Source organism: Streptomyces sp. NPDC048295 (assembly GCF_040652135.1).
In the GTDB taxonomy this organism is placed as follows: Bacteria; Actinomycetota; Actinomycetes; order Streptomycetales; family Streptomycetaceae; genus Streptomyces.
In genome coordinates this window covers 225,881-251,502 of the sequence record NZ_JBEZLL010000011.1, presented here as the reverse complement: position 1 = coordinate 251,502, position 25,622 = coordinate 225,881, and the positions used below count along the sequence as shown (strand labels likewise).

General features: G+C 72.0%; 20 protein-coding genes. 9 read left to right on the top strand and 11 right to left on the bottom strand.

What is annotated here, in order from left to right:
* The first annotated feature begins 551 nt into the window (after window positions 1-551).
* The 9 genes from AB0D53_RS19095 to AB0D53_RS19055 all read left to right on the top strand — a co-directional run bounded on the left by AB0D53_RS19095 (window position 552) and on the right by AB0D53_RS19055 (window position 12,364).
* Window positions 552-1,097: a hypothetical protein gene (locus AB0D53_RS19095; protein ID WP_362447681.1), complete on the top strand. Its 546-nt coding sequence runs from the start codon at window positions 552-554 to the stop codon at window positions 1,095-1,097.
* A 435-nt stretch (window positions 1,098-1,532) separates the two neighbouring features.
* Window positions 1,533-5,024: a CHAT domain-containing protein gene (locus AB0D53_RS19090; protein ID WP_362447678.1), complete on the top strand. Its 3,492-nt coding sequence runs from the start codon at window positions 1,533-1,535 to the stop codon at window positions 5,022-5,024.
* On the top strand, window positions 5,021-5,701 hold the full coding sequence (locus AB0D53_RS19085; RefSeq protein WP_362447675.1) for a hypothetical protein: 681 nt from the start codon (window positions 5,021-5,023) through the stop codon (window positions 5,699-5,701). The genes AB0D53_RS19090 and AB0D53_RS19085 overlap by 4 nt, the downstream gene beginning before the upstream one ends.
* Window positions 5,701-6,366, top strand: a complete 666-nt coding sequence (locus AB0D53_RS19080) for an RES family NAD+ phosphorylase (RefSeq protein WP_362447672.1) — start codon at window positions 5,701-5,703, stop codon at window positions 6,364-6,366. Before AB0D53_RS19085 ends, AB0D53_RS19080 begins: the two co-directional genes overlap by 1 nt.
* Window positions 6,367-6,424: 58 nt before the next feature.
* The gene (locus AB0D53_RS19075) at window positions 6,425-7,618 is read left to right on the top strand and encodes a hypothetical protein (RefSeq protein ID WP_362447669.1); all 1,194 of its coding nucleotides are present in this window, start codon (window positions 6,425-6,427) and stop codon (window positions 7,616-7,618) included.
* Window positions 7,619-7,812: 194 nt separating this feature from the next.
* On the top strand, window positions 7,813-8,493 hold the full coding sequence (locus tag AB0D53_RS19070; protein ID WP_362447666.1) for a hypothetical protein: 681 nt from the start codon (window positions 7,813-7,815) through the stop codon (window positions 8,491-8,493).
* Window positions 8,494-8,716: 223 nt separating this feature from the next.
* Window positions 8,717-9,676: a protein phosphatase 2C domain-containing protein gene (locus tag AB0D53_RS19065; protein WP_362447663.1), complete on the top strand. Its 960-nt coding sequence runs from the start codon at window positions 8,717-8,719 to the stop codon at window positions 9,674-9,676.
* Window positions 9,673-11,367, top strand: a complete 1,695-nt coding sequence (locus tag AB0D53_RS19060) for a DUF4189 domain-containing protein (protein WP_362447660.1) — start codon at window positions 9,673-9,675, stop codon at window positions 11,365-11,367. Before AB0D53_RS19065 ends, AB0D53_RS19060 begins: the two co-directional genes overlap by 4 nt.
* A gap of 214 nt (window positions 11,368-11,581) precedes the next feature.
* Window positions 11,582-12,364, top strand: a complete 783-nt coding sequence (locus tag AB0D53_RS19055; protein WP_362447657.1) for an MBL fold metallo-hydrolase — start codon at window positions 11,582-11,584, stop codon at window positions 12,362-12,364.
* A 60-nt stretch (window positions 12,365-12,424) separates the two neighbouring features.
* Here AB0D53_RS19055 and AB0D53_RS19050 read toward each other — a convergent pair whose 3' ends face one another.
* The 11 genes from AB0D53_RS19050 to AB0D53_RS19000 all read right to left on the bottom strand — a co-directional run bounded on the left by AB0D53_RS19050 (window position 12,425) and on the right by AB0D53_RS19000 (window position 25,367).
* A complete protein-coding gene (locus tag AB0D53_RS19050; protein ID WP_362447654.1) occupies window positions 12,425-13,087 on the bottom strand; it encodes a DUF4232 domain-containing protein in 663 nt (220 codons plus the stop codon).
* A gap of 249 nt (window positions 13,088-13,336) precedes the next feature.
* Window positions 13,337-14,608: an ATP-grasp domain-containing protein gene (locus tag AB0D53_RS19045; RefSeq protein ID WP_362447651.1), complete on the bottom strand. Its 1,272-nt coding sequence runs from the start codon at window positions 14,606-14,608 to the stop codon at window positions 13,337-13,339.
* Complete coding sequence (locus tag AB0D53_RS19040) at window positions 14,608-15,624, bottom strand: prephenate dehydrogenase dimerization domain-containing protein (RefSeq protein WP_362447648.1); 1,017 nt, start codon at window positions 15,622-15,624, stop codon at window positions 14,608-14,610. Before AB0D53_RS19040 ends, AB0D53_RS19045 begins: the two co-directional genes overlap by 1 nt.
* Window positions 15,621-17,723 carry an aminodeoxychorismate synthase component I gene (gene pabB, locus AB0D53_RS19035; protein WP_362447645.1) on the bottom strand — a complete coding sequence of 701 codons (2,103 nt, stop codon included), beginning with the start codon at window positions 17,721-17,723 and terminating at the stop codon, window positions 15,621-15,623. Before pabB ends, AB0D53_RS19040 begins: the two co-directional genes overlap by 4 nt.
* Complete coding sequence (locus AB0D53_RS19030; RefSeq protein ID WP_362447642.1) at window positions 17,720-18,055, bottom strand: chorismate mutase; 336 nt, start codon at window positions 18,053-18,055, stop codon at window positions 17,720-17,722. The genes pabB and AB0D53_RS19030 overlap by 4 nt, the downstream gene beginning before the upstream one ends.
* Window positions 18,042-19,313: an AMP-binding protein gene (locus AB0D53_RS19025; protein ID WP_362447639.1), complete on the bottom strand. Its 1,272-nt coding sequence runs from the start codon at window positions 19,311-19,313 to the stop codon at window positions 18,042-18,044. Before AB0D53_RS19025 ends, AB0D53_RS19030 begins: the two co-directional genes overlap by 14 nt.
* The gene (locus tag AB0D53_RS19020) at window positions 19,310-20,548 is read right to left on the bottom strand and encodes an ATP-grasp domain-containing protein (protein ID WP_362447637.1); all 1,239 of its coding nucleotides are present in this window, start codon (window positions 20,546-20,548) and stop codon (window positions 19,310-19,312) included. Before AB0D53_RS19020 ends, AB0D53_RS19025 begins: the two co-directional genes overlap by 4 nt.
* A complete protein-coding gene (locus AB0D53_RS19015; protein WP_362447634.1) occupies window positions 20,545-21,831 on the bottom strand; it encodes an MFS transporter in 1,287 nt (428 codons plus the stop codon). Before AB0D53_RS19015 ends, AB0D53_RS19020 begins: the two co-directional genes overlap by 4 nt.
* On the bottom strand, window positions 21,824-23,089 hold the full coding sequence (locus tag AB0D53_RS19010) for an aminotransferase class I/II-fold pyridoxal phosphate-dependent enzyme (protein WP_362447632.1): 1,266 nt from the start codon (window positions 23,087-23,089) through the stop codon (window positions 21,824-21,826). The genes AB0D53_RS19015 and AB0D53_RS19010 overlap by 8 nt, the downstream gene beginning before the upstream one ends.
* A complete protein-coding gene (locus tag AB0D53_RS19005; RefSeq protein ID WP_362447629.1) occupies window positions 23,086-23,934 on the bottom strand; it encodes a HemK/PrmC family methyltransferase in 849 nt (282 codons plus the stop codon). Before AB0D53_RS19005 ends, AB0D53_RS19010 begins: the two co-directional genes overlap by 4 nt.
* Window positions 23,931-25,367 carry an FAD-dependent oxidoreductase gene (locus tag AB0D53_RS19000; protein ID WP_362447626.1) on the bottom strand — a complete coding sequence of 479 codons (1,437 nt, stop codon included), beginning with the start codon at window positions 25,365-25,367 and terminating at the stop codon, window positions 23,931-23,933. The genes AB0D53_RS19005 and AB0D53_RS19000 overlap by 4 nt, the downstream gene beginning before the upstream one ends.
* Window positions 25,368-25,622: the final 255 nt, after the last annotated feature.

The window sequence follows — 25,622 nt, the reverse complement described above, 5'->3', positions numbered from 1 at the left end:
CCGAAAACTCCGCTGCAGCACCAACCGCATCACCGACATCGTGAAGGCTGTCCTCGTCCTGCACCACGCCTCAATCTGAGGTTGGAAAAGGCTCACTGTCGCCGCCTCTGCCGCGGGCCTTCAGTCCCAAGGAAGGCGAACGAACCTTCGGCCCGCCTCATGCGAAGGAACTGCCGCTACCGCATGGAGCCGGGGCTGCTCGGAGCTCGACTGGGCACGGGGCTGGAGCGACGACGCCGAGGAGCGGCAAGCCGTCCTGGACCGGCTGGGCGACCTCGTTGCTTGAGTCGTTCCCATCGCCTGGCCGGCGAGTGGTGGAGCGAGTAAGGGGTGGCCCAGCCGGCTGCCTCGGCGCGGCGCCTATGTCGCGGCGGTGCACACCTCCTGCGACCGGTGCGAGGGTCGGACAGGCCGGAATCGGGTTCAGGTCCCGCGGTTACCGGAAGGCGGGCGGTTGTCGGGCGCAGGGTGGGCGGGCTTCGGGGCGGGGCTTCACGCGTCGGGGAGTCGCTGCTTCGCTGGAGGTATGACGGGACACGGATCGAGGCCGCGTGGACTCCGATAGCGCGATCGCGCCTTTGGTCGCGGTCGTCGGAGTCGTCGGGACGCTGCTTTCCGCGCTGCTGACGCAGCACGCGGCGGACCGCAGTCGGCAGCGGGAGCAGGAGCGTGCCGAGCAGTTGCGGGAGCGGCGCAGTGCGGCCGAGGAGCGGCGGTCCTGCTACGTAGCTCTCAACACCGCCGCCCGGCAGTATCTGGCCGCACTCACCGACCAGTTGCACGCGCTGAGCCGCGACGGCGAACTGCGTTCCGCGCGGCAGCGGCTCACCGCCGCCCGGGATCTGCACCGGGATGTGTACGCGGAGGCCCAGATGCGGCTGCCGGAGAACGTGCTCGGTCCTGCGGGCGAGGTCAGCCACGCGCTCGGCGCGGTGTACGGCAGTCTCAGGCGCATGGACGACGGTGTCCCGCGCCCCGGCGACTCGCCCGTCGCCGCGCAGAGGGACATCGACGCGCTCTGGGGCCGGCTGCGGGAGATGCGGCGTGCCATGCGGGCCGATCTGGGTGCGGAGGGTGAGGATCGGCGTTCGGTGTGAACGAGGGCTCGTGGGGCGGCGATCCGGAAGCCCTCGACCGGGTGCGGGGGAGACGCCCGCCGCGTACGGGCGGGTGCCATTCGGCCGCATGTCCGCGAAGGCGTCTGCCGGCCGGATCGGTCCGTTCGCGGGCGGGTCGACTCCGAGGGGCGATGGGATCGGAGCGCCGGTGCGTGGGCTTCCCCTGGTCCAGAAGGTTCGCGAGGCCTCGGAAGGCATGCCCGGGCCCGCCGGCAGCACCGTCATGACGCGGCCCATGGGACATCCGGGGGTTCCTGCGCGTCGCCCCCGGATCCGGGACCTGGTGAGGACGGCTGAACCGGTCGGTTGCCGGTCGCTTCCAGGTCGCCTTCGGTCCGCTCCCCGTGATCCGGCCTCCTGGGACTGGGGGATCGGGCATTCTGTGAACACCGGGACGAGCGGAGCGGGGGCGCGATGGATCACGGCAACGGCGGGACACGGGGGCTACGGGCCTGGGCGCGGGACGCCGCCGGGCGGGCCGATCTGCTGATCCCCTTCCACCGGGTGCCGCCGAGGGCGCCGCGCGGGGTTGTCGTCGACCAGGCCTTCTTCGACCGGACCTTGGATGAACTGACGCAACTGGAAAGACTGTTGGGCTCGGACGAGCAGCGGCGCAGCGCCGTGGTGGCCCGGCTGGGGGTCCTGCTCGCCCTGCGGCACATGAATGACGGCCCTCCTGAGGATCGGGGCCGGGCGCTCGTGCACCTGCGCGGAGTCCGTGAGGCGGTGCCGCAGGCACCCGAGTGGGAGCGGCAGTGCGCTGCGATGGGCCTGCTGCTCCTGATGGCGCCGCCACCACGACTCGGCGGCGGTATCGGCCTTGCCCCCGACTTCCCGGCCGCCCTGAACTGGTACCTGACGCAGATCGGCCGTGACGGCATGGCCGAACTGCCCGTGCTTCTCGGCGACGTCCAGGACCTGCCGATGCCGACCCAAATGCGCTCGGAAGTAGCCAAGTTGGCTTCGATGATGCCTCTGCTCAAGGAGTTGCTGCGGCCGGGCGGCGTCAGCGAAACGATGCAACAGCGCCTGACGGACGCCATGCCTGAGGACTTCCCGTACGGAGACCAACTCCGGGGGCTGGCGGAGTCCATGGGGCTGGCCGAGTCCATGGGGCTGCGGAACGGTCCCGGGACGCGATCGTCGCGGCCGTCCGGAGCAGCGGCCGGCCGCGACGATCTGCTGCACGAGCCGGCAGAGGGCGGTTCCACCCGTCAGGTCTCCGGCGAGGCCGACGCCGAGATCTCCGCCGCGATGCTCGCGGCAGCGGCGGCGATCGGGACGGGAGATCCGACGCTGCTGGACACGGCCGTGCGCCGGATGGCCGAGGCCGCGGACCGGCTGGCGCCGGGGCATCCGATGAACCTCCCCATGAAAGCCATGCGTTCCGTGCTGCTGCACGGCGCGGGCGTCATCGGAGGCAGCTACCAGGACGACGACTTCGCGCACCGCGTGACCGAGGAGATGAAGGCCGGCCCGGGCCCGGGGGACGCAGTTCCCGCTTCCGGCCCGGATGCCGACGCCCTCAACTCGATTCGGCTCCTCTCGTTGCTCTCCCGGATCCGGCGCGGCGAACGGGACGAGGATGTGGACGAGTTGGACGCGGTTCTGTATGAACTGCTGCGCCTCCGGACGACCGTGCCCAGAGACCACTCCTCCTGGATTCTCGTTCCGCTGGCGCTGAGCCAGGCGTATCAGGCCCGTGGCTCGCTGCTGGGGGACGAGTCGGAGATCGAGCGCGGGCTCGCGCTCCTGGAGGAATGCGTACGGTCGGCACCACCGCCTTGGAACGAGAAGCTGGGTGAGCTCAGCAGGCAGGCGAAGCTCCTGCGCGGGCACTACGAGAGCGATCCGGCGCTGGTCGAGGAGAGCCTGCACCAGGCGGGCCGAGAGGCTCCGGCGCTGCCCATGCAGCGCCAGATCGAAGAGCTCCGTACGGCGCTCGCCCTGATGGAGCGGTACCAGCACACCGATGACCCGACCGACCTGAACCGGGCCATCGCGAGCCTGGAGCGGATACGTGAACGCGCCCGGCAGGGCCGGGAAACGGCTTTCGCGACGGACGCCCTGTGGCACCTCGTCACGGCGTACTGGCTGCGATTCTTCCGGACGCAGAACCCGGAGGAAGTGCACGCCGCCACGAACGCGGGGCTGGACGCCCTGCACGCCGTCTCGGCCGACGTACTTCTCCAGGTCGGCTCCGAGCACGGCCTGCAGGCGGCCCGGTCCGCGGCCAACCGGGCGCTGATGACCGCCCGCACGGCGATCGGCTGCGGCCGTCCGGAGGCGGCGGTGACGGCCCTGGAGCTGGGCCGGGCACTGGTGCTGCACGCCGCCTCGGCCGCCGCGGGAATTCCCGAACTGCTTGCGGCGCGCGGGCACCGGGAACTCGCCGACACCTGGCGGAAGAAGACAGGAGCGACGCACACGGAGGATGGCAGGCTCCTTCCCGGCAGCCTGCGCCGACGGACCCTGGAAGTGCTCGGCTACCGGCGGCACGACAGCCGGATGACACTGTTCGCCACCCCGTCCACGGCCGCGCTCAGCGCGGGCGTCGCGGCGGGCGACGCAGACGTACTGGTCTACCTGCTGCCCGGGCAGGGCGAGGCGCACGGGCTGGCGATCGCCCTGTGGCCGGACATGGAGCCGGAGGTGCTCGACCTGCCGTCGCTGCTCGCCACGCCGAACGGCCCTCTGGCGGAGTACCTGGACGCTGCGGCGGCCCGTTCCCGGGTGGGCGGCGAGGTGTCGGAGCGCAGATGGGAGAGGGCTCTCGGCCGCCTGTGCGACTGGGCCTCGTACGCGGTCATGGGACCGTTGACCGAACAGCTCGAAGCCCGCCTCGCCGCCCGCGCGGGGCGCAGCACGGCGCGGCCCGCCGCCGGGCGCGGCCCCCTCCGCCTCGTGCTGGTGCCGTGCGGGAACCTCGGCGTCGTGCCGTGGCACGCCGCGCGCCATCGTGACCGGGGCGAATACCGCTACGCCTGCCAGGACCTGGTGGTCACCTATGCGGCGTCGGGCAGTCAGTTCCTCGCGGCGGTGGGCCGCGACCGGCTCCCGGTGGACGCGTCTGCGGTCCTTGTGGCCGATCCACGGATGGACCTCACCCACGCGGAGCGGGAGATCAGTGCGCTGCACCGTGCGTTCTATCCGGGGGCACGGCTCTACGGGGAGTTCTACGAGGCGCCCACCACGCTTCAAGCACTCGGGACACCGGACGAGTTGCTCGCCGAACTGGGTCGGGCGTCGTTGCTGCACGTGGCGTCCCACGGGTCCGCCGGGCCACGGCCGACGGTGTCGGCGCTCAGCCTGGCGTTCCCCGGCGACAGCGAGGCGTGGCCCTCCGAGCGGGGCGGCCCGGGGGCTCTGCCGGACCTGGGGATGCTGACCGTCACCCGGCTGCTGGACATCCCGGGCGACGGCACCGAAGGCGCGGCTGCCCTGGACGTCCCCGGCGACGGCGCCGAAGGCGCTGCCGCCACTGCCGGAACCGCCGCCACCCCACCCCGTCGAGCCGGGCCGCTGATCGTGCTCAGCGCCTGCGAGACGGACCTGAGCAACCGCGATCACGACGAGGCGCTGACGCTGGCCACGGCGTTCGTGGCGCGCGGCGCGCGGAACGTGGTGGGGTCGCGGTGGAGGACGTCCGACGGTGCTTCGGCACTGATGATGGCGGTGTTCCACCACTTCGTGGCGGTCGAAGGCCAGGCCCCGGCGAGCGCTCTGCGGTCGGCGCAGCTGTGGATGCTCGACCCCCGGCGCAGGGTTCCCGGCAGTGTCGGGGGCGCGCTGGCGCGCGACGCCCAACTGCCCGGCCTGGACCGGCTTTCGGTGTGGGCCGCCTTCACCCACCAGGGACATCCGGGGCTGCCGGCGACCACTGCCGCCAAGGAGGAGGCCACGTGAATCCGGAGGAACTGCTCGATCTCGTCCGCCTGCACTGGGACGACATCCGCAGTGCGCTCGACGACGCGGATCGCGAAGAGCTCGTGTCCAGGCTCGGCGCGCTCGCAGCCACGCCGCAGCAGGCGGAACGGGAAGTGCGCAGAGCCGTGCAAGGGGTACGGCTGGCGCTGCTGGACTTCCTTCCGCCCGGACACCCGGTGCGTACCGCGCTGGACGGCCTCCGGCTGGCCGGTCCGGCGACGGCCTGCCCCCGGGTGGTGGAGAGGGCCCGGGAACTGCACACCTGGCTCACCAGGTCCGGCGGCCCGGCACCCGCACTCCCCGCGGACCCCGAGGGGATCATCGCGGTCGTGCAACGACGGCTGCTGGCACAGCCGTCGTTCTCGGCGCGGGAGGTGCGCGACGGCTGCGCCAGTACGGAAGGGCTCATCGCGCTGGACGATCCGGTGGACGGGCCCCGCTACCCGGCATTCCAGTTCGCCGGTCACGGCGCCGCGCCGATCCCCGTCGTCCGGCGGGTCAACCGGCTGCTCCTCGCGGACCAGGACCCGTGGGGCGCGGCCGACTGGTGGCTGAGCAGCAACGAGTGGCTGGGCGGGCGGCCCGCGACACTGCTCGGGGCCCTGCCCGAGGACCTGTTGGTCGGTGCGGCCTCGGCGATGCTGGAGGGCGACTGATGCCCGACCGCCATCCGCCGACGGCGTACCGGATGACGCCGCACCAGTGCATCCTGCCCGCCGGAACCGAGTTGTGGCGCTGCCACAGCAGCAGACGCCCCGCCGAGGGGTTCAACCCGGTGGCCGCCGACTCGCACTTCGGCGGCAACCGCTTCGACGGCACACCCGAGGACTCGTACCCCTTCCTGTACGCGGGAGCCGAACCGGCCACCGCGCTGGCCGAGGTACTGCTGCGGTCGCTGGCCTTCGACACGGACTCGGGCCTGCGTCTGGTGCCCCGCGCGTGGGTGGCGGGCCGCTCGTTGACCCTGCTGCGGACCCGGGTGGAGCTGCGGCTCATCCAGTTGCTGTCGGAGGAGGACCTGGCCGCGGTGTGCCAGGACTCCTGGCTCCTCGAAGCGGAGGGTGCGGGGTACGCGCAGACCCGGCGCTGGGCGAGCGAGTTGCGCACTCAAGTCCCGGAAGCCCAGGGCCTGGTGTGGCAGTCCCGACGGCACCGGCCGAGACACGCGGTCGTCCTGTTCGGCGACCGCTGCGGAGAGGACCCGCTCAAGCCCGATCCCGGCAGGAGGGCGATCGACCTGGGGTCGCCGACGGGGATCACGGAGACGAACCGGCTGCTCGCACCCCTGCGCGCGGCAGTGGTCCCGGGAGAGACGGGCTGACCGCTTGTGGCGGTTTGTCACAAGGAGGATCCTTGTCGTCATGCCATCCGGGACAGCCATGCCATCCGAACCGGTCGGTCACACCTCGGACGGACCCGGGCCGGCCGACCCTGCGTCGGCCGACCACGCCTCGGTCGTCCGTGACCTCGGGGTGCTCCGTCGCGCGGGGATCGTCCGGCTGCGCTCGCTGGAGCTGCCGGCCCTCGCGCACGCTGCGGCGCTGACCGGTCAGCCGCCCTCCTCCGCGGTGGAACAGCTGCTGCGGCAGGCGGTGGCGCGGCTTGACGGCGGCAGCCTCCAGGAGGCGGCCGCGTACACGCTGGGCCTGACGCCCGGCACCCGTGACTGGCCGGGGGCCGACCGGCGCAGGCGCGCCGCCGGGGTCTACGGCGTCAGCGTGGAGCGGCACCGCAAGTACCACGAGCCGATGGTGCTGAACCAGATCGCCGAACAGATCGTGCAGCTGGTGCAGTTGACGGGGCAGGTCCCGCCCGACGAGCCGGCCCCGGGCACCCACCGCGCACTCCTCGCGCGGGCGGCCGGCCGGACGGTACCGGTGACCCTGCACATCCACCCCGTCGATCTCCTGCGGGACGTGGACGTGATCGTCTCGCCCGCCAACACCTACTTCGCGCTGCCCGAGGCGTACAAGTCGTCGGTATCGGCCTCGCTGCGCCGGGCCGGGGCGCGACGTGGCCTGACCGGGGACCTGGTGGAGGACGGCATCCGCGACGAACTGCGGGAGTGGGCCGCGCGTCAGCACACATCGGGACGCCCGGTGCTGCCCGGCACCGTGGCGGCCACGGGTTCCGGCGCCCTGGCGGAGCAGGGCGTACGCCGCATCTACCACGCGGCCGTCGCCGTGCCCCGGGCCGGGACCAACGACTACGACGTACTGCCCGCCGACGTGACCCGGGCGGTGGCCCGGGCCCTGACGACGCTGGCCGAGGAACGCGACCGCTTCGACCCGCCGCTGCGTTCGGTGTGCCTGCCCCTGGTCGGTTCCGGACGGGGCGGGCTGTCGTACCAGCAGAGCCTTCACGCCCTGTGGGCGGCCGTCGAGGCGGAACTGGCCCGTGGAGCCGACTGGGACCTCCACCTCATCGTGCGCCGGGCCGCTCCGGCCGACCTGATCACGCGCACGCTCACGGGCGACGGGGCCGTCGGCATCCGCCCCGATTCCGCCCGGTCCGCGACCAGCCCGCCTGGTGTGCTGGAACAGGGGAACGAGACGGACCCACCGACTCGGTGAATCCCCGCTCCTCCGCACGCTGACGGGGTGAGGCACTCCGATGCGCGACGGCGCCCGCCGGCCCGCCGGATTCCGGACCCGGCCGGAGGGGAACCGTGGCTCGCCACGAAGCGTCCCGCACAACACGTGGTTCCCAGTCCGAGAGTGCGGCACACAACAGCCAGTCACAGCGAGACGAGACGGACACACTGACGATGAAGGAAAGCAACCGGGGGCATCTGCTCCCCATCTACGTCCTGGCCGACGAGTCGGGCTCGATGTACGAGCACATCGACGATCTCAACGACGGGCTGCGGTCACTGCACCAGGCGCTGCTCGGAGAGCCGATGGCCGCGGCCAAGGTGCGCTTCTCGGTACTCGGATTCTCCGACGACGTCATCGAGCGGCTGCACCAGGTGGACCTGCGCGGCGCGAACGAGTTCCCGAAGCTGCACACCCGCGGATCGACGAGCTACGCCGCGGCGTTCGAGGACCTCGCGGGCCGCATCCCGGTCGACGTCAAGGACCTCAAGAGCCAGGGCTACCAGGTGCACAGGCCCGCAGTCTTCTTCCTCAGCGACGGTGTTCCCAACGGCGGGGAGAACTGGCAGGAGACACTGCGCCGCCTCACCGACCGCTCGGTGACACCCGCCGCGCCGAACATCATCGCCTGCGGCATCGGCGACGCGGACGCGGAGACCATCAACAAGGTCGCGACGCGGGCGGAGTTCGGCTTCGTCGCGGACAAGGGCATCGATGTCGGCGCGGCCATCTCGAAGTTCTGCGCCGCCCTCACCAAGAGTGTGATCGCCTCCGGCCGCTCACTCGACTCGTCGACCCCGCACCTGCAGGTCGACAAGCCGGAGGGTTTCACCGTAGCGATCGACGTGATCTGACATGGTGCCGCGCTTCAACCGCCGCCGGGGGGAGACGCAGAGCGAACCCGCCCGGTACGTGCCACCGCCACCGGGGCCACCGCCGATGCCGCCGCGGGCGGCACCGGCACCCCGGCCGCCGGAGAACCCGGAGGACCATCGGTTCGGCGAGACCTCACGGGGCGCGCCCCGTGACCTGCCCGACGGCACGGCCGGCGAAGCGCCGTGGGACCGGGGGACAGGCGTGGCCGGACACGGTTTCGCCCCGGTGCCGCTCCGGCCCCCGGGCAGTGTCCCGTACCAGCCGGACGTCCCCGCGGACCAGTGGGGCCCTGTCGTCGTGGACCGAGCCGTGGTGGCCTTCGACCCGGTGCCGCCCACGGGGATGTCCTACCGTCCCGACACCGTCTGCGACGGCTGGTCGACGGCGGCACTGGACATACGGCTGGCGTCCGTACGCGGCTACGAACACCGGCACGACGGCACACAGCGCGAGGACGACGCGGCGATCGCGTGGGACCAGGGCACCGGCACCGTGGTGTTCGCCGTCGCCGACGGAGTGTCCGAGGCCCACCAGCCGCACATCGGCTCACAGCTGGCGTGCCGCAGCGCGGTCGACGAGATGCTGTCCCAGGTGCGGAACGAGGGCGGCTTCGTCGCCGACTGGCACAAGCTGCTGTCCACCGTGCACTGGCAACTGCGCGAGCAGGCCCGCCGTCTTCTGCACCTGCAGGAGGAGGCAGGGGTGCAGGAGACGGCCGAGCTGCTGGGCACGACCCTGGTCGCGGGCACGGCCACACCCACCGAACGAGGGGTGGAGGTGACCGCGGTCTGGGTGGGCGACTCCGGCGTGTGGCAGCTCAGGCACGACCGCTTCCACGCGATGGGCGGCGGCAAGCGGACCGGGCCGGACGGGCTCCTGTCGTCCGCGGTGGACCCGCTGCCCCTCGTCCCGGCGGTCGTCCGCCCCGTGTCCTGCGTCCTGGAACCCGGCACCGTCCTGCTCGTCGGCACCGACGGTTTCGGGGATCCGCTCGGTGACGGCGAGGGGGCCGTGGGTCACCTGTTCCGATCCGAACTCCGCAGTCCCGTACCACCGTTGAGGTTCGCGCACCTGCTGGACTTCTCCCGGGAGACGTTCGGGGACGACCGCACCCTGATCGCGTTGTGGCCGCGCGAGACGGCACCGGGAGCCCTCCGGTGAAGGTCCCGTGGGTACGGCCCGACCAGCTCGGGCCCTACGCGACACACCGCCTCGGCGACGGCGGGCAGGGCATCGTCTACGGGGTGCCCCGGGCACCGGGCAAGCTGAACGGACAGCTCGCCTACAAGGAGTACCGGCCACAGGTGCGCCCGGACCCCGCCGCGCTGCAGGCGCTCGCCGCCTCCCTCTCCACCCTCGACCCCGCCGACCAGTCCTTTCTGTCCGAGCGGCTGGCCTGGCCGATCGCGGTCGTCTACACGGGCAGTGCGCCCGCGCAGCTGCCGCTCCCGGCGAACTCCGGCACCACCGTGGTCGGATTCCTCATGCAGCGCGTGGGGAACGAGTTCGAGTTGAACAGCGCCGCGATCGGCGGGGTCAAACAGCAGGGCCTGGAGTTCCTGCTCAACCCGGAAACATTCCTGCAGACCATCGGGCTGACGCTCGACGACCGCACCAGGCTGGACCTGCTCACCGACCTCGCCTCGACGCTCAGCCGGCTGCACAAGGGGGGCGTCGTGGTGGGCGACCTCTCGCCGAAGAACGTCCTGTTCACCCTGGACGGCGCGCCCCGCGTCCTGCTGATCGACTGCGATTCGATGCGGTACCGCACCCAGGACGTACTGCCCCAGGTCGAGACCACGGGCTGGAGCGTCCCGGAGTCGGCGAAGGCCACGCCGGCCTCCGACACGTACAAGTTCGGGCTGATCGCCGCGAGAATCTTCAACCAGGACCAGGTCAGTACCGATCTGGGGCCGCTGCGTGGCGTCGCTCCCGAACTGGCGGACCTCGCGCAGCGCAGCACGCAGAGCGACCCGGCCCGGCGACCGGCGCTGGCGGAGTGGCTCCATCCACTGGAACAGGCGCGCAAACGGACGCAGCCGGGCAAGCGCACCAAGGTCAGGGCCCCGAAGCCGCCGGCCCCGCGCCCCGCACGGCCAGCAGCGCCGCGCCATGTACAGCCCACGGCGCGGCGCCCCGTACAGCCCGCAATGCCGCGCCCCGTACGGCCCGCGGTACCCACATCCCCCGGGACCCGAACGGGCCCGGCGGGAAACCCGGGTGGAAAGTCGTCGGGCAGGACCGCCGGGGGTGTCGTCGCCGCCATCGTGGCGGTGATCCTGGTGTCCGCGCTCGCGCACGGCCACAGCACGGCGGGCGACGACTCCGGCTCGTCCGCGATCCCCACTGTCTCCGCCCCTCCGTACATGCCCGACGAGCCGGCGGATGACGACCCCACCGTCGATCCCGTCGTCCCCGTCGACACGGCGACCGAGGACCCGTCGACGGAGGAACCGGACCCCGATCCGTCCACGGAAACTCCGGACCCCGATCCGGTGACCGACGATCCCGCCCCCGAAACGACGCAGGCCCCGGCCCCGCCACCTGCGCCGGCTCCACGGCCGAACTACTACGGCGCCATTGCCGTGGCGAGAAACGGCGCCTACGGCAGAGCCTGGGACCACAGAACCGCGAGCGCTGCCCGGCAAGGCGCGCTGAACAGCTGCCCCGGCAGCTGCACGGTCCTCGTGACGTTCGCCAACGGCTGCGGGGCCGTGGCCTACAACCCGAACACCCGTCGCTACTGGGGTGGCAGTGGCGCCAGTCAGACCGAAGCGGAGAACAGTGCGATAAGCCATGCGGGCGGCGGGTACTGGATCACCGCGGTGTGCACCACGCGGTACACCTCCTGAGCAGTGAGCCGATGCCGTCCCGGAGGGCGTCGGCCACCGATGGCTCCGGCGCGACGACGGCCCGCACGTACGACGGGACCGGACACCGCGTGTCCGTTGTGGGTTTCCGCGGACACCACACCACGCCGCGGGTGCGGGGCGGTGCGATGTGTCCGGCCCGCCCGCCGGGGTCACCCACCCCGGGACTGTGGATCGTGTGTCCTAGGATCTTGTGATGAGTGACGAGCTTCTGAACCTCACGGTCCTGGGCTGCGCGACGCCCTACCCGAGTGCGGACAATCCGTGCTCCGGTTATCTGGTGTCGGGCGGGGGCACCCGCATCTGGGTGGACGCGGGCAGCGGGACGCTCGGTCCGCTCCAGCGTCATGTGCGACTGGACGAGCTCGACGCGATCTGGATCTCGCATCTGCACGCCGATCACAGCGCGGACCTGCTCACCGCCTACTACGGCGCCCTGTACGCGGACATCCGTCTGCCGGCGCCGATCCCTCTCTACGGCCCGCCCGGAATCGCCGACCGGCTGGCCGGTTTTCTCACCAACACACCGGCCCGCAGCCCGATCGAATCCGCCTTCTCCGTCACCGAGTTGCACGACGGGCACCAGGTGGCCATCGGATCGCTCCGACTGATCAGCCGGGCGGTTTCGCATGGCATTCCGGCCTTCGCCGTGCGCATCGAAGTGGCGGACAGGTCGCTGGTGTACTCCGGGGACACGGCACCGTGCCCGAGCCTCACGGAGCTGGCCGCGGGGTGCGACGTGCTGTTGTGCGAAGCCGAGAGCGCACAGGCACCGGCAGAGGGCGAACAGGTGCACCACACGCCCGAGGACGCCGGTGACACGGCCGCCGCGGCCGGGGCCGGGCGGCTGATCGTCACGCACGTGGGCCGCTTCCTCACACCGGAGCAGGCCGTGGCGCGTGCCTCGACGCGGTTCGGTGGTCCCGTCGACCACGCCGCCCCTGATGCGACCTTCTCGATCGGCCGGGACGAAGCCTGACTCCAAGTCCACGGCAAGACGGGGTGGTTGGCCGCCGGGGGGCGGCCGTGCGCACCGTGCCTACTCGGTCGTGTGGGTGGGGTAGACCTCGACGTCGGTGTACGCGCCCTTGATGTCCCCTGCGCCCTCGGGCCAGTTGAGGCTGATGGTGTGGGTCTCGTTGGGGGGCGTCACCAGGATGTTGGTCGGGGACGAGAGGCTGCCGCCGGTGTTGTCGATGTCGTAGGACAGGTTGAAGACGGCGGCGTCGCCGGGCTTCAGGGTGGTGATGCGCGGCTGGGCGTGGCCGCGTTCGATGGGGTTCGAGGTGTTGTCGGCGTCCTTGATGTCGACGCCCGCGAAGCCGGTTGCCGAGCAGGTGGTCGAGCCCCGGTTGATCATGGTGATGTCGATCCGGCCGGATTCCTCGTCGGGTGCGGCGTCCGTGGCGTCGATGGCGAGGTCCCGCGTCTTGCAGAAGGTGACCTTGCCGCTGGTCTTCGTCGCGGCGTTCGCGGCTGCTTCTGCCTTGGTGTCCTCACCGGAGTCCGTCTTCGCGTTGCCGGCCTCCGAGCCGCCGGTGCCGGCGCCGTTCTCCGCCTGCGTGCCGTCGTTCGAGGACGAGGAGGACGAGGCGCCCTTGGAGGACGAGCCGGTCCCGGTGCCGTCCCCGCTGCAGGCGGTGAGCGAGAGGGTGGCGGCGACGCTGATGGCGGCGAGAGCGGTGATGCGGGTGTACTTCACGGTGTTCCCCCAGGAATGGCGCGGTGCGTGTGTTCGGAAGTATTTGTATCTCGCACCGAGTCACAGGCGGTCCCCCGCGACGTCTTCGTTCTGTCACAGGCACATCGGCCTCACGGCCCGCCCGGGGTCTTACGTCTGGTTCAGGTGGTTCAGGTGGATCGGGCCGGGTCAGGGAGCGGGCTCCGGCGCGGGGGAGCGCGCCGGGGCGGGGGAGTTCACGGCCGCGTGATCACCCCCTCCCGGGTGCCGTCACAGCGTGCGCGAGGGATCGGTCAGGGACAGGTCCAGGGAAAGCGCCGCGCAGGCTTCGGCCGCTGTTTCGCGGGCGAGGGTCAGGGCCTCCTCTGCGGTGGTTCCGGTTGCGCGCACCTTCACGACACGGTCGTTGGTCGAGGCCAGCGGTGGCACCGGGTCGCCCTTCGTACGCAGGGCGGTGACCTGGACGTGGTCGCCGGCGGGCAGGTCCGCGCCGGTGAAGGTGGTCGCTTCGCGGGACGCTCCGAACCACACGGCCTGGTAGGGGCGTCGGGGTGCGTGCGTCCGCAGGGTGGAGCGCACCTCGTCGAGGACGCTCCGCCCGAGGGCCTGGTCGGGCTGGACCGTGTCCAGGTCGATGCCGGTCGCGGCGTGCACCATGAGCCAGATGTCGTCGCCGCCGACCCGGGCGTGCGTCTCGATCGGGACCGGGCCTCCCGGGCCCAGGATCACCTCGGTGTGGCTCGGGCCGTAGGTCAGGCCCACGGCGTCCAGGACGTCCTCGGCGCACCGGGCCACGGCGGCGGCCTCGTCCTCGGAGAGGGGGGCCGGCATCACATGGCCGAGTTCCACCAGGGTGGCGGGGTCCGAGTACTTGCGGGTGATGGCCAGTACGAGATGCCGGCCGTTCTCCGAGAGAGCCTCGACGCTGAACTGCGGACCGGTCATGAACCGTTCGACCAGTACGTCCTTGCCGTGTCCGGACGCCTCGCGGTAGGCCGCGGCCATGTCCTTCTCGTCGCGGACCATGACCGCGCCGGCGCTGCCCGTGCCGGACACCGGCTTGAAGACACAGGGGAGCCCGATCCCGGCGACGGCGGCGCGCGCCTCGTCGAGGCCGGCGGCGAGACGGAACGGCACGGGGTACAGGCCCCGTTCGTCGAGCGACCGGCGCATCAGCGCCTTGTCGGCCACCCGTTCCATGGTCGCCGGCGCGTGGAAGGGCACGCCGATGGCCGCCGTCGCCACGGCCGCCTCGTACGCCAAGTGGTCGACGAGGGCCAGGGCATGGGTCAGCGGCACCGCGGCGTGCACGGCCCGCACGGCGTCGGTCCATGCCGTCGCGTCGGCGTCGTCGGCCAGGGCGATCACCGCGTGGGCGTGCTCGACGCCGTCACAGGCCGCCAGCCGCGACCGTGGGACGAACAAGGTGATCCGGACGCCGCCGCCGAGGGTCTTGAGAGCCCGGTCGGGGATGTCGAAGAGGTCACCGAAGACGGCGAGGTGGTGCTCGGTCTTCGCTGGGGGCGGAGTGGCTGCGGACATCATCGGTCTCCCGGCTGGTCTTCGGTGGGTTCGGGTTCGGGCTCGGGGCGGGCGCCGGTCGACGCGGGTACGACGGCCGGCGCCGCGACGGCACCCGTCCGCCGTGCCGTCCTGCGCCGCTGGATCAGCTCGAACAGTTCCTTGCACTCCTGGGCGCCCTCGGCGGCGTAGGGGCCCAGCCCCTCTGCCGCCGAGGCGAGAGCGGCGTGGAAGCCGGCGGCCCGGTCCGCGTCGACGAGGGTGTCGAGCCGCTGGAGCGAGGACAGCAACTCCTTGCGACGGGCGCTGCCCTGCGCGTTGGCGCGCTGGATGTCCCAGTAGATCTCGGGCGGGGCCGCCAGGATGCGGCAGGCCAGCGCCACCAGGGTGCGGGCCGGAGGCGGAGCGATCCGCATCAGGGTGGTCACGTCCACCGGTGCGGCCAGGAGCGCGTCCACGAACGAGAGGATCGCGGCGTGCGGCAGCGCCTGGAGCACGGACATCGCCGCGTCGTGGTCGGACGGGCTCATGACGGAGACCGCCATGGCACCGGCGCGAAGACGCGCCGACATGCGGGTGACGTGCGGGTCCGCGTCCGTCGCGGACCCAGGGGCGATCACCACCACGGACTGGCCCGTGGAGGGCAGGGTGGGCGAGAACATCGGGTTGACCCCGCGCAGTCGCGGGCCGAGACCGAGCTCCGACGCGGCCTCGAACAGGGGAAGCTGGACCGAGCAGGTCGACACGATCACCGCCTCGGGGCGGGCGTGATCGGCCAGCCACGGCAGGCACGCCGCGGCGACGTCCTCGGGCAGGGCGAGCACCAGCTCGTCGGAGGCGGCGACGGCCGAGCGCAGGCCCGCCGAGGGCGTGCGCACGTCCTCGTCGTGGTCCGTGCCGGTGGAGAGGTCGGCGGTGGTCACGGTGTCCCCGGCGCCGGTCAGATGGGTGCGGTACCAGCGGCCGACCGTGCCGGCCGCGCCCAGCAGCACGGTACGCCGGTGAGCCGCCGCAGCGGTCGCGGTCGTGTTGTTCATGCCTTGTCCTCCCGCTGCCAGCCGCGCAGCCCGAAGTAGGGCACGCTCGCCTTGACCAGGGTCTCCTCGTACTCCTCGTCGGGGTCGGACTTCGCGGTGATCGCGCCGCCGACGCCGAACCGGGCCGTGCCGTCACGCACCACCGCCGTACGGATCACGATGTTCAGATCGAGCGCACCCGAGAACGACAGCCACCCCAGGGCGCCCGAGTAGATGCCGCGCGCGGTGCCTTCGAGTTCGTCGATGATCGCCATCGTCCGCTTCTTGGGGGCGCCCGTCATCGAGCCGCCCGGGAAGCAGGCGCGTACCGCCGAGAGCGCGGACTCGGTCCGCCGCAGCCGTCCCCGGACGGTGGACACCAACTGGTGGACAGAGGAGTAGCTCTCGATGGAGAAGGCGTGGGGGACGTGGACACTGCCCGGTACGCACACCGAGTTGAGGTCGTGGCGGACCAGGTCGACGATCATCAGGTTCTCGGCGCGGTCCTTCTCCGAGGACAGCAGTTCCCGCCGCAGTGCCTCGTCCTCCTCGGGCGTCGCGCCCCGCGGGCGGGTGCCCTTGATGGGCCGTGACTCCACGATGCGGCTCTCGTCCACGCGCAGGAAGGTCTCGGGCGAGGAGCACAGCACCTCGATGTCACCGGCGCGCAGATAGGCGCCGGCGGGCACCGCGCTGACCGCGCGCATGCGTGTGTACGCGGGCAGCCCCTCGCCCACGCCGGGCAGTTCGGCGTGGTTGGTGAGGCAGATCTCGTAGCTCTCGCCGTCGGTGATGAGGCGCTGGCTCTCCTTGATCTTCGCGATGTACGTGCCGCGGTCGTCGCGCAGGTTCAGTAGCTGCTCGCGGACCGGTCCCGGTGCGTACGGGGCGGCACTCGCGCCAGGTTCGGGCGCGCTCCTCGCCGTCCGGGGCGGGGCGAGGTCCGGTGCCTGCGGGGCGCCGTCGTCCACCGGGACCAGGCGGCATGCGAGGGCGAGGCCGCGATGGTGGTCGAAGACGGTGAAGGCACGGGTGTGGAGGAACCACGACTCCGGCTGCGGCGAGGGGTGTCGCTCGTCCCCGGCGGTGAGCGCCTTCAGCTCGTAACCGAACCATCCCACCAGGCCGCCGCGGAACGGCAGCTGCCAGTCCGCGGGCGCGGTGACCTCCACGGCGTCGACGATTTCCTCCAGGAGGGTGAAGACATCGCCGGTGACCTCCTCGGTGCGGTCGGGTCCGTGCAGGGTGAGGCGGCGCCCCGCCAGGTCGTAGCCGAGAGCGACATCGCCCCGCTCGCCCCAGGCACCCATCAGGGAGTACCGGGAGCCCGGGTGCTCGCTGCCCTCGGAGTCGAGCCAGAAGGCGTACGGACGCCCGGCGTAATGGTTCCGGAAGAAGAGCTCCGGGGTCTCCGGGGCCGTGACGGTCCCGGTCTCCAGACGCATCCGCAGCGCACCGCCCGCCCTCTGGAACGCCGCCACGGACGGCGGCAGGTCCACCGCGGTGCCGGCTGCCCCGTCGACGGGTGCCGTGCCGTCACCGCGGTGGTGGCGGGCGGCGAGTGCGACGAAGTTGGCGAGGATCTCGTGGCCGCCGGCCGACTCGATGGACTCGGGGTGGAACTGCACCCCCCACACCGGCCTGGAGCGGTGCGCGAGGGCCATGACGAGACCGTCCCGCGTCCATGCGGTGCACTCCAGGGTGTCCGGCAGGTCGGTGCTGACCAGCGAGTGGTAGCGCACCACCGGCAGGTCCTGCGGCAGTCCGGCGAACAGGCCGGTGCCCAGGTGCGCGACCGTGTCGACGACGCCGTGCGCCGGCGTGGGCGCGTGGCTCGTGCGTGCGCCGAAGAACTCGGCTATGCCCTGATGCCCCAGACAGACGCCGAGCAGCGGCAGCCCGCAACGCTCGACGATCTCGCGGCAGACGCCGAAATCGGCCCTGCGCGACGGCCGTCCGGGGCCCGGGGAGAGAACGACGGCGCCGCACTCGTCGAGCGGCAGGGCGTCGTAGGCGACGGTGTTGGGCAGCACGACCGGCTGCACCCCGGTCACCTCGTACAGGTACTGCGCGATGTTGAGTGTGAAGGAGTCGAAGTTGTCGATGATGAGGGTCTTCACCGGTCGTCGGCTCCGTTCAGCTCCGCCATCAGCATGCCCTCCTGGGCGCATGTCCCGGCCACGATCAACTCGAAGAGCTCGCCCGGACAGTGTTCGGGCAGACCGTGAGCGGCCGCGTGGGCGCGGGCCCGGCCGACGACGAGCCCGACGCGCGAGGGCTGCATCATGGGGATGCCGTGCCCCGCCTTGCTCCTGGCGATGTCCAGGCAGAGCTCCATCCGCCCGACGACGAGGTCGAGCAGCCGGCGGTCCAGGTCGTCGAGCCGGTCACGCAGGGGACCGGGCACCTTCGCCGCCTCGGCCTCGTCCGGCACCCGCCTAGGCGCGGTCATCGCCGCCCTCCTCGCTCCAGAAGAACGGGGCCTTGGCACGGGCGGTGATCCGCGGCGTAGACCCGGCGTCCACCGTGAGGCCGGCGAAGATCGCTGATCCGACGACCTTGCGCAGGGTCTGGTGCCGGCCGAGGGCGGCCCGTACCGCCTCGTCCGTCAGACCGCGCAGGGCGGCGCCGCGCAGGGTCAGCCGCAGCATTCCCCGCTGTGAGCCGTACCCGACCTGGTAGCGGGCGTCCGACGGCAGGCCGAGCGCGGTGTCGAACATGGAGCGGGTGACCAGGGTGCCGATCAGATTGGCCGAAACGTCGTCGCGGGCACCGATGCTCAGTACCTGGGCCGTCGAGCCGCAGGGGCATTCGGAGGGCCGGAGACAGGCACGGTCGCCGACGAGATAGCGCACCAGCGCGGTGCCGCTGTCGGCCAGCACGGTGACCGCGAGCATGCCGGGGACCCCGTCCGGCAACCGCCGGCCGTCGTCGTCCACGACCTCGGCGATCACCAGGTCCTCGTGCACATGGTGGTCGGTACCGGTGAGATGGCCGCACTGGTATCCGATGGGCCCGGTCTCGGTGGTGCTGTACGCGAAGGAGCGCACGGCGCAGCCGGCCGCGGCGAGCGCCTCGGCGGCCGGTGAGGCCATCCGCTCTCCCAGGTAGTACAGCGTGCGCAGCTTGTGCATCTCCGCCGGGATCTCGGCCAGCAGGCGCTCGACGTAACCCGGCAGACCGACCATCGCGCCGACGTCGAGATCGGTGATCAGTTCGGCGAGATGATGCGCGGGCATGGACGTCCCGGCCGGGAGCACCGCCGCGCCGCGGCGCGAGAGCACCGCATCGGCGAAGCCGAATCCCCCGAACAGGTCGCCCGGAGCCAGTGAGTTGAGGACGAAGGGGTTGGTCCCCAGCCCGTCCAGGCACAGGCCGCGCGCCCCGATCGCCTCCACCCGCTCGTTGAAGGGACGGTCGTGCAGCAGGGTCCGTACCCGGCCGGACGAACCGCTCGAACGCAGCACCAGGCGGATGTCCCCCTCGGTGATGCGGTTCGGCGTACCGGGATCCACACTCCACTCGGCGAGCCGGTCGCGACTGGTGAGGGGGACCTGCGGCAGCCCCTCGGGGGTCAGGGAGCCCTCGTACGGATGCAGCGCCGTACAGGTGCGTGAGCGGCGCACGGCGTCGCGCATGAGCGCCAGGTTCTCGGCCTGGACGGCCAGCAGCTCCGGTCGTGGCAGTGTGTGATCCGTGAGGAGCCTCACTGTTCCTCCATCCGTAGGGTGATGGCCCGGCAGGCCTGTTCGGCGGCCGCGGTGGCCGCGGCGGTGTCGGAGCCCACGGCGACGACCTCGCCCAGCCGCTCCCAACTCGCCGTCGCCGGGCGTACGTCGTCGCCCGGGCTCGTCCAGATCCGGACGCTGTGCACGCCCGGCAGTGCGACCGCCTCCGCCACGCCCTCGACCGCCCCGACGCGGCCGGTGCGGTCCGCCAGCAGATACCGCTTCACGGCCGTGGCCCCGAGCGGTGGTACGGCGGGCGGCAGCGGCACACCGCAGGCATGGGCGAGCATGTCGGCCTCCACGTCACGCCCGGTGACCAGGGTGAGGAGGGCGGGGATCTCGTCGCCGCCGGTACGGGCGTGGGACTCGACGAGATGGATGCCCTTCTCACCGACGATGACCTCGGTGTGGGCGGGCCCCTCGCGCAGGCCGACATGGTCCAGGAAGGCGATGACACGGTCGACGACGGCCCGGTGCGGCCCGGCGTCGAGTCCGGCGGGGACGAGGTGGCCGGTCTCGACGAACGAGCCGCCGACGAGCTTGCGCACCACCGCCCGTACCTCGTGCTCTCCGCCGACGCTGAACGTCTCGACGCTGAACTCCTCGCCGGGGGCGAAGGGTTCGACGAGGTACCCGGTCACGGGCAACACCTCGTGGTAGTGGTGGTCGTTGCGCAGGGTGTCCTGCACCCGCTGCCACGCCTCGTCGAGTCCGTCCGGGCCGTCGACCTTCAGCACCCCCAGGCTGGCGGAGCCGTCGACGGGCTTGAGGATCAGCGGCCACCCGGCGCTCCTCGCGACCCGGAGCGCGTCCTCGGGGCCGTTCAGCCGGGCCCAGGGGGTGCGCAGCGAGGGGTCCTTGTCGAGCACCTCGTGGGTCCGGGCCTTGTCGCGCAGCAGCGCGGCGACGCCGGTGCCCGGTGCGACCAGCCCCAGGTCCAGGGCGACCGCTTCGGCGGCCGTGCACGCGGGTTCGTGATTGCTGCACACTCCGGCGAAGCCGAACTCCTCGTGCAGCGTGCGGGCGACGGCCAGGACGCCGGGCACATCGAGCAGGTCGATGCTGAGCGAGCGCAGGCACAGCGGGTCCAGCGAGGGGTCGGTCATGGTGGGCGCCTGGAGGTGCACCACATCGAGGCCGAGGCCCAGGGCCTTGTCGACGACCCGGCGACTGCCGCTGAGCAGCAGGAGCACGGGGCGGGGCGCGGACGGTGTCACAGGAGGTTCTCCCTTGTCAGCGTCGAGCGTCGGGCCAGGGCGACGCAGTACGGCATGGCCAGGGCCGCGACGAGGAAGACGGCGCCGAGCACCAGCCACCCCCAGGAGCCGTGGGACAGCAGGAGCCAGGTGAGGGCGAGCGGACCGACCGCCTCGGCGACGGTGGAGCCCATGCCGAAGAAGCCCTGGTACTCGCCGTATCTGCCGTCGGGCACGAGCCGGAAGCTGATCTCGTTCATGCTGGACGTCTGCCGCATCTCCCCGAAGGTGAGGACCGAGACCGCCAGCACGAGCAGCCCGGCGGCTCCCCAGGGCGACGAGGGCAGCCCGGACAGGGAGTACAGCGCCATCCCCGCGAACAGCAGCACCCCGCCGATGCGCAGGCTGCGCAGGCCGGCGTCGATGCTGGTCACGGCCTGCGACACCCGGTACTGCAGGACCACCACCAGAGCCGTGTTGATGACGAAGACGGCGCCGATGCTCCACTCGGGAGCCTGTGTCTCGTGGACGATCCACAGGGGCAGCGCCACATCGATCAGCGGCGCATGGAGCGTCAGAAGCAGGTTGACGACGCTGACGGCCACGTACCCCCGGTCGCGGAACACCCGCAGCGGCGAGCCCTTGACCGCCGCGGCTGCCGCGTCGCCCACGGGGCCGGGCACCGTGCGCAGCGTCGCCGGGACCTTGAGCAGCAGCACGGCGGCGAGGAAGAACGTCGCCGCGTCCAGCGCGAACGCCAGCCGGTAGGCGGTGCCGGTGTCCACGGAGATGACGAGGGCGCCGAGCATCGCGCCCACGGCCAGACCCGCGTTGGCGGTCGAGATCAGTACCGCCCGCACCCTGGTGACCTGCTCGGCGGGGAACGAGCGGGAGACCAGGGCGGAACGGGCGGACTGGGTGCCCTGGCTGGAGACCGCCAGCAGGCAGGCCCCCACGAAGAACAGCGGCACGCTCGACGTCACCAGGTACACGCAGACCGACAGGCCGGCCACCCCGAGCAGGGTGGTGGCCACGGTCCGGGACTCGAACCGGTCGGCGAGATGCCCGACAGGCACGCTGAGCACCATGGCCAGCAGCCAGGACGCGGTGAGCGCGGCCCCGTACGTGACCGCGTCCAGGCCGACCACCCGGGTGAAGTACAGCGCCGCGCAGACATAGAACAGACCGTCGCCGAGATGGGTGACGAAGTGGGACACGGCGATGGGACGTACCAGTGGCCCCAGCCCCGGGCGGGGCGGTCCGGGCCGCTCCGCCGCGGCCGGCGGAGTGGATTGTTCAGTCACGGCCGTCGAGCTCCTGACCGCCGCTGTAGTGTCCGCTCTCCTCAAGAGTGTTCGCGAGAAGGACCAGGTCCTCCTCGCTGTGCAGTGCGGAGAGGGCGAAGCGCAGCAGGGACTGTCCCTGCGCCACCGTGGGGTAGAACGCGGGGAGCATGATCACACCGCGGTCCTTGAGGCGCCGGACGGCACGCAGACCCTCCTCCTCGGTACCGAACACCGCTCCGCGCACCGGGGTGCGGAGCCCCGCGTTGGACAGCTTCCCGCCGGTCAGTTCGTCGAGCCGGGCGGCGTTCGCCCAGAGCCCCGCCTGGAGTCCGGCGATCTCGGGGGAGAGATGGATGCGGGCCGCCGCGACATTGGCCGCCATCATCGGCACCATCACCGAATGGCCGAAGACCAGCGGATTGGCGAGCTTCCTGACGACGGCGACGTCCTCGTCGGACGCGGCCAGGAGGAAGCCGCCCGAGCCGCCGAAGCCCTTGGACAGCGAGCCGGCCAGGACGACGTTGTGGGGGAGTTTGCCGCCCAGTGCGTCGAAGGCGTAACCGCAGCCCGCGGCACCGTCGATGGAGATGCCGTGGGCGTCGTCGACGTAGAGATAGCCGCCGACGGCCGCCGCCCGCTGCGCCAGGTCGTGCACGGCGATGAGGCCGTTCATCGAACCGACCCCGTCCACCAGGAGGACGGGGGTGCGCCCCTCCGCCGTCGCCTGCTGCAGCGCCCGGTCCACCGAGGCGGAATCCTCCGAGCGGAACCGGTCGACCGGCCCGAACTGCGCGAAGATTCCCCGCAGTACCTGCATCGAGGCATGAGCGGTGCGGTCCACGAACAGATGAGGTCCGCCCTGTACGGGATAGCTGGGCAGCGACCCCGAGGCCAGGAGCGGCAGCACGCCGAGGTGGACGTTGCTGGTGGAGGTGAACACGCAGGGCCGGGTGCCGGGATAGATGCGCGCCAGCAGCTCCTCCAGCTCGGGGAGGTAGGAGGGCCGCATCCGGTTGCGCGAGGACGACAGGTGCACCCCGAAGCGGCCGACGGCCTCGACCACGGCCTCCCCCAGCGAGGGATGGGACTCCAGCCCGAGGTAGGAGCACGACACGAACTCCGTGGCCGTGGTGCCGTCCTGGAGGGTGACCCGCTTGCGGTCGCGGGCGACCACGGTGTGCCCGGTCAGCCCCTCGGCGAAGCACTGGTCCAGGGCCGAGGACGTGCGGTCCCTGCGGGTGGTCAGCCAGTTCTGTGGTGCTCGGTCCGTGCTCACCCGGTACCTCCCTGTCCGGTGCGGCGGGCGACGGTGATCCGCGGCTCGCCTGCGGTGTCGACGAAGGTGGTGATCTCCTCGAAGGAGTCACCGTGCAGGAGCTCGCGCACCTGCTCGGGCTGCGCCCGGTCGTGTTCGAGCGCCAGATGTCCGCCCGGACGCAGCGCCGCGGCGGCGAGGACCACGATCCGGCGGATCAGATCGAGACCGTCCACGCCGCTGTAGACGGCGGCCCGGGGCTGGTGCTCGGACCATTCGGGCAACAGCCGTACATCGGGGGAGACATACGGCGGGTTCGCCATGACGAGGTCGGTCCTGCCGAGGTACGCGTCGAGGCAGCCCGGCTGCGTGAGGTCGGCGGCGTGCACGGAGACCGGGCCCAGCACGTCCCGGTGCCGCGCCGCATTGCGGTTCAGATACTGCAGACAGGTGTCGTCGCGCTCCACGCACGTCACCGACGCGTCGGGGCGGCGCCGCGACAGGGCGAGGCCGAGGGCCCCGACGCCCGAGCACAGGTCGAGCGCGGTGCCCTCGTACGGCAGTGTCTTCTCGTCGGCCGCCCAGGCCACCAGCGCGGTGCTCTCGTGCCGCGGTACGAACACGCCGCTGCCGACGAGGAGTTCCAGGCCGTCGAACCCGGCCGAACCGATGATGTGGCCGAGCGGGATGCGCCGGCAGCGTTCCGCGACGGCGGCCTCGAAGCGGGCCTGTGCCGCGGGTGTCCCCGGGGCGAGGAAGCGTTCGCGCAATGCGTCCAGGTCGCCTTCGACGTCCCACACCCCTGCCTCGGTCAGGCGGGTGCGGGCCGCTTCGAGGGCCGATCGCGACTGCTCCGCCGTCATCATGACCAAGCCCCGTAGTAGCGCGTGAGGGACTCGCGGATGCCGTCGGTCATGGCGGCGACGAGCTCGGCGGGGGGAGTGAAGGACGGGTGCAGCTCCTCCACCAGGGCCCCGTAGAAACGGCGCAGGTGCCGCTCGATGCGCGGCGGCCACTCGGGCGCGACGTTCCACCGGTACTCGTAGCCGGTGGCCATCATGTGCTCGACCGTCGTCGTCACGACCTGCTCACGGGTCCCGCCGGCCAGCGGAGCGCGCACCGGGGAGAAGGACGACAGGAAGTCGTACTCGCTGGTGCCGCCCTCGATGAGGGTGGCGATGTGCCGGGCCAGCAGCGGCGACTGGTGCAGTCCGTCGCGGTAGGTGCCGGTGGCCAGCCACAGGCCCTCGGCCCCGGCCGCGCCGATCAGCGGGAAGCCGTCGGCGGGCACGGGCCGGTTGCCGACCTGCACGGACAGCAGCGAGGACTCGGAGAGGTCGGTGTGCAACTGGTCCACGGCACAGCCGAGCAGGAACTGGAGGTCCCCGACCGCGGCGAAGCGGCGCGGCTGCTCGGAGATGATGTTGGTGGCCCCGAGGTAGAGCACCCCGTCGGCGCGCGGCACGGCGTGCAGACCGCAGGCGAAGGCCCGGTTGGGGGTGCGCACCACGGACGAGGGCAGCGCGCGGTCCTCGGTCTCCACCAGTACGGAGACTCCGTAACCGCTCACCATGGGGGGCATCTGGGCGCGTGCCTCGGCCACCTCGTCCAGCAGTGTGAGGGACTTGGCCCCGGCGGCCACGACGACGTGGTCGGCGGCCAGGATCTCCCCGCCCACCAGCTCGACGCCGGTCGCGCGGCCGTTCGCCACCCGGACGCCCAGCGCCTCGGCATCGACGATCTTGCCGCCCGCCTTCACCAGCGCCTGATCGAGCTTGACCAGCAACCGGTGCGAGTCCACGGCGCGTTCACCCGGGATGAGCAGGCCGCGAAGCGAACGGGAGAGATCGTTCGGCGCCAGCCAGTCCAGTTCCTCGGGGTCGACCGTCTCGTACGGCTCCTCGTACTCCCGCAGCGTCGCCTCGATGGCCCGGTAGTTGCCGGAGTCGACGGGCGCCGATCCCATCGTGTTGAGCAGGACGAACGTCCCGTCGGCGCTGAAGAGGGTGCGGGAGTCGCCCGAGTCCTGACTGAGCCGCTCGTCCCACTCGTTCCAGTAGCGGCGGGCCCGGTGGTCCATGTCGAGCTTGGCCCGCCCGTGGTCACTGGCCAGCAGCGAGGTGGTGACCTCGCCGAAGCAGCCGAGCATCGCGCCGGCGGCGAGGGAGGCGGCGTACGGACGGTTCTCCCGGCCCACGCGCGTGACCTGGAATCCGCGGCTGCTCAGCTCGTAGGCGATCGAGGCGCCGACCGCCCCGTTGCCGACGACGACGGCAGTCTGCTGTGGCCCTGCGTGCATGATTCTCCTCGTGTCTTCGGGCAGGGCACGACGCCGCTCGGACGCGTGCCAACCGTGAGAAAGGGACGTATGCGGATGTCGTGGTGCCTGGAGCGGTCACTCCGGCCGGGCCGCCCGGGACGTAGGTGGTCGACGAGGCGGAGGGCTGGGCGCCGTTTCGGGGGACAGGGGTCGCGGGGCAGGGGACGGCCGGTGAACCGGCTCGGCGAGCCTTGCCGGCGTCGTCCGCCGGGGCGGCCTGCGGACGCGGGCGAC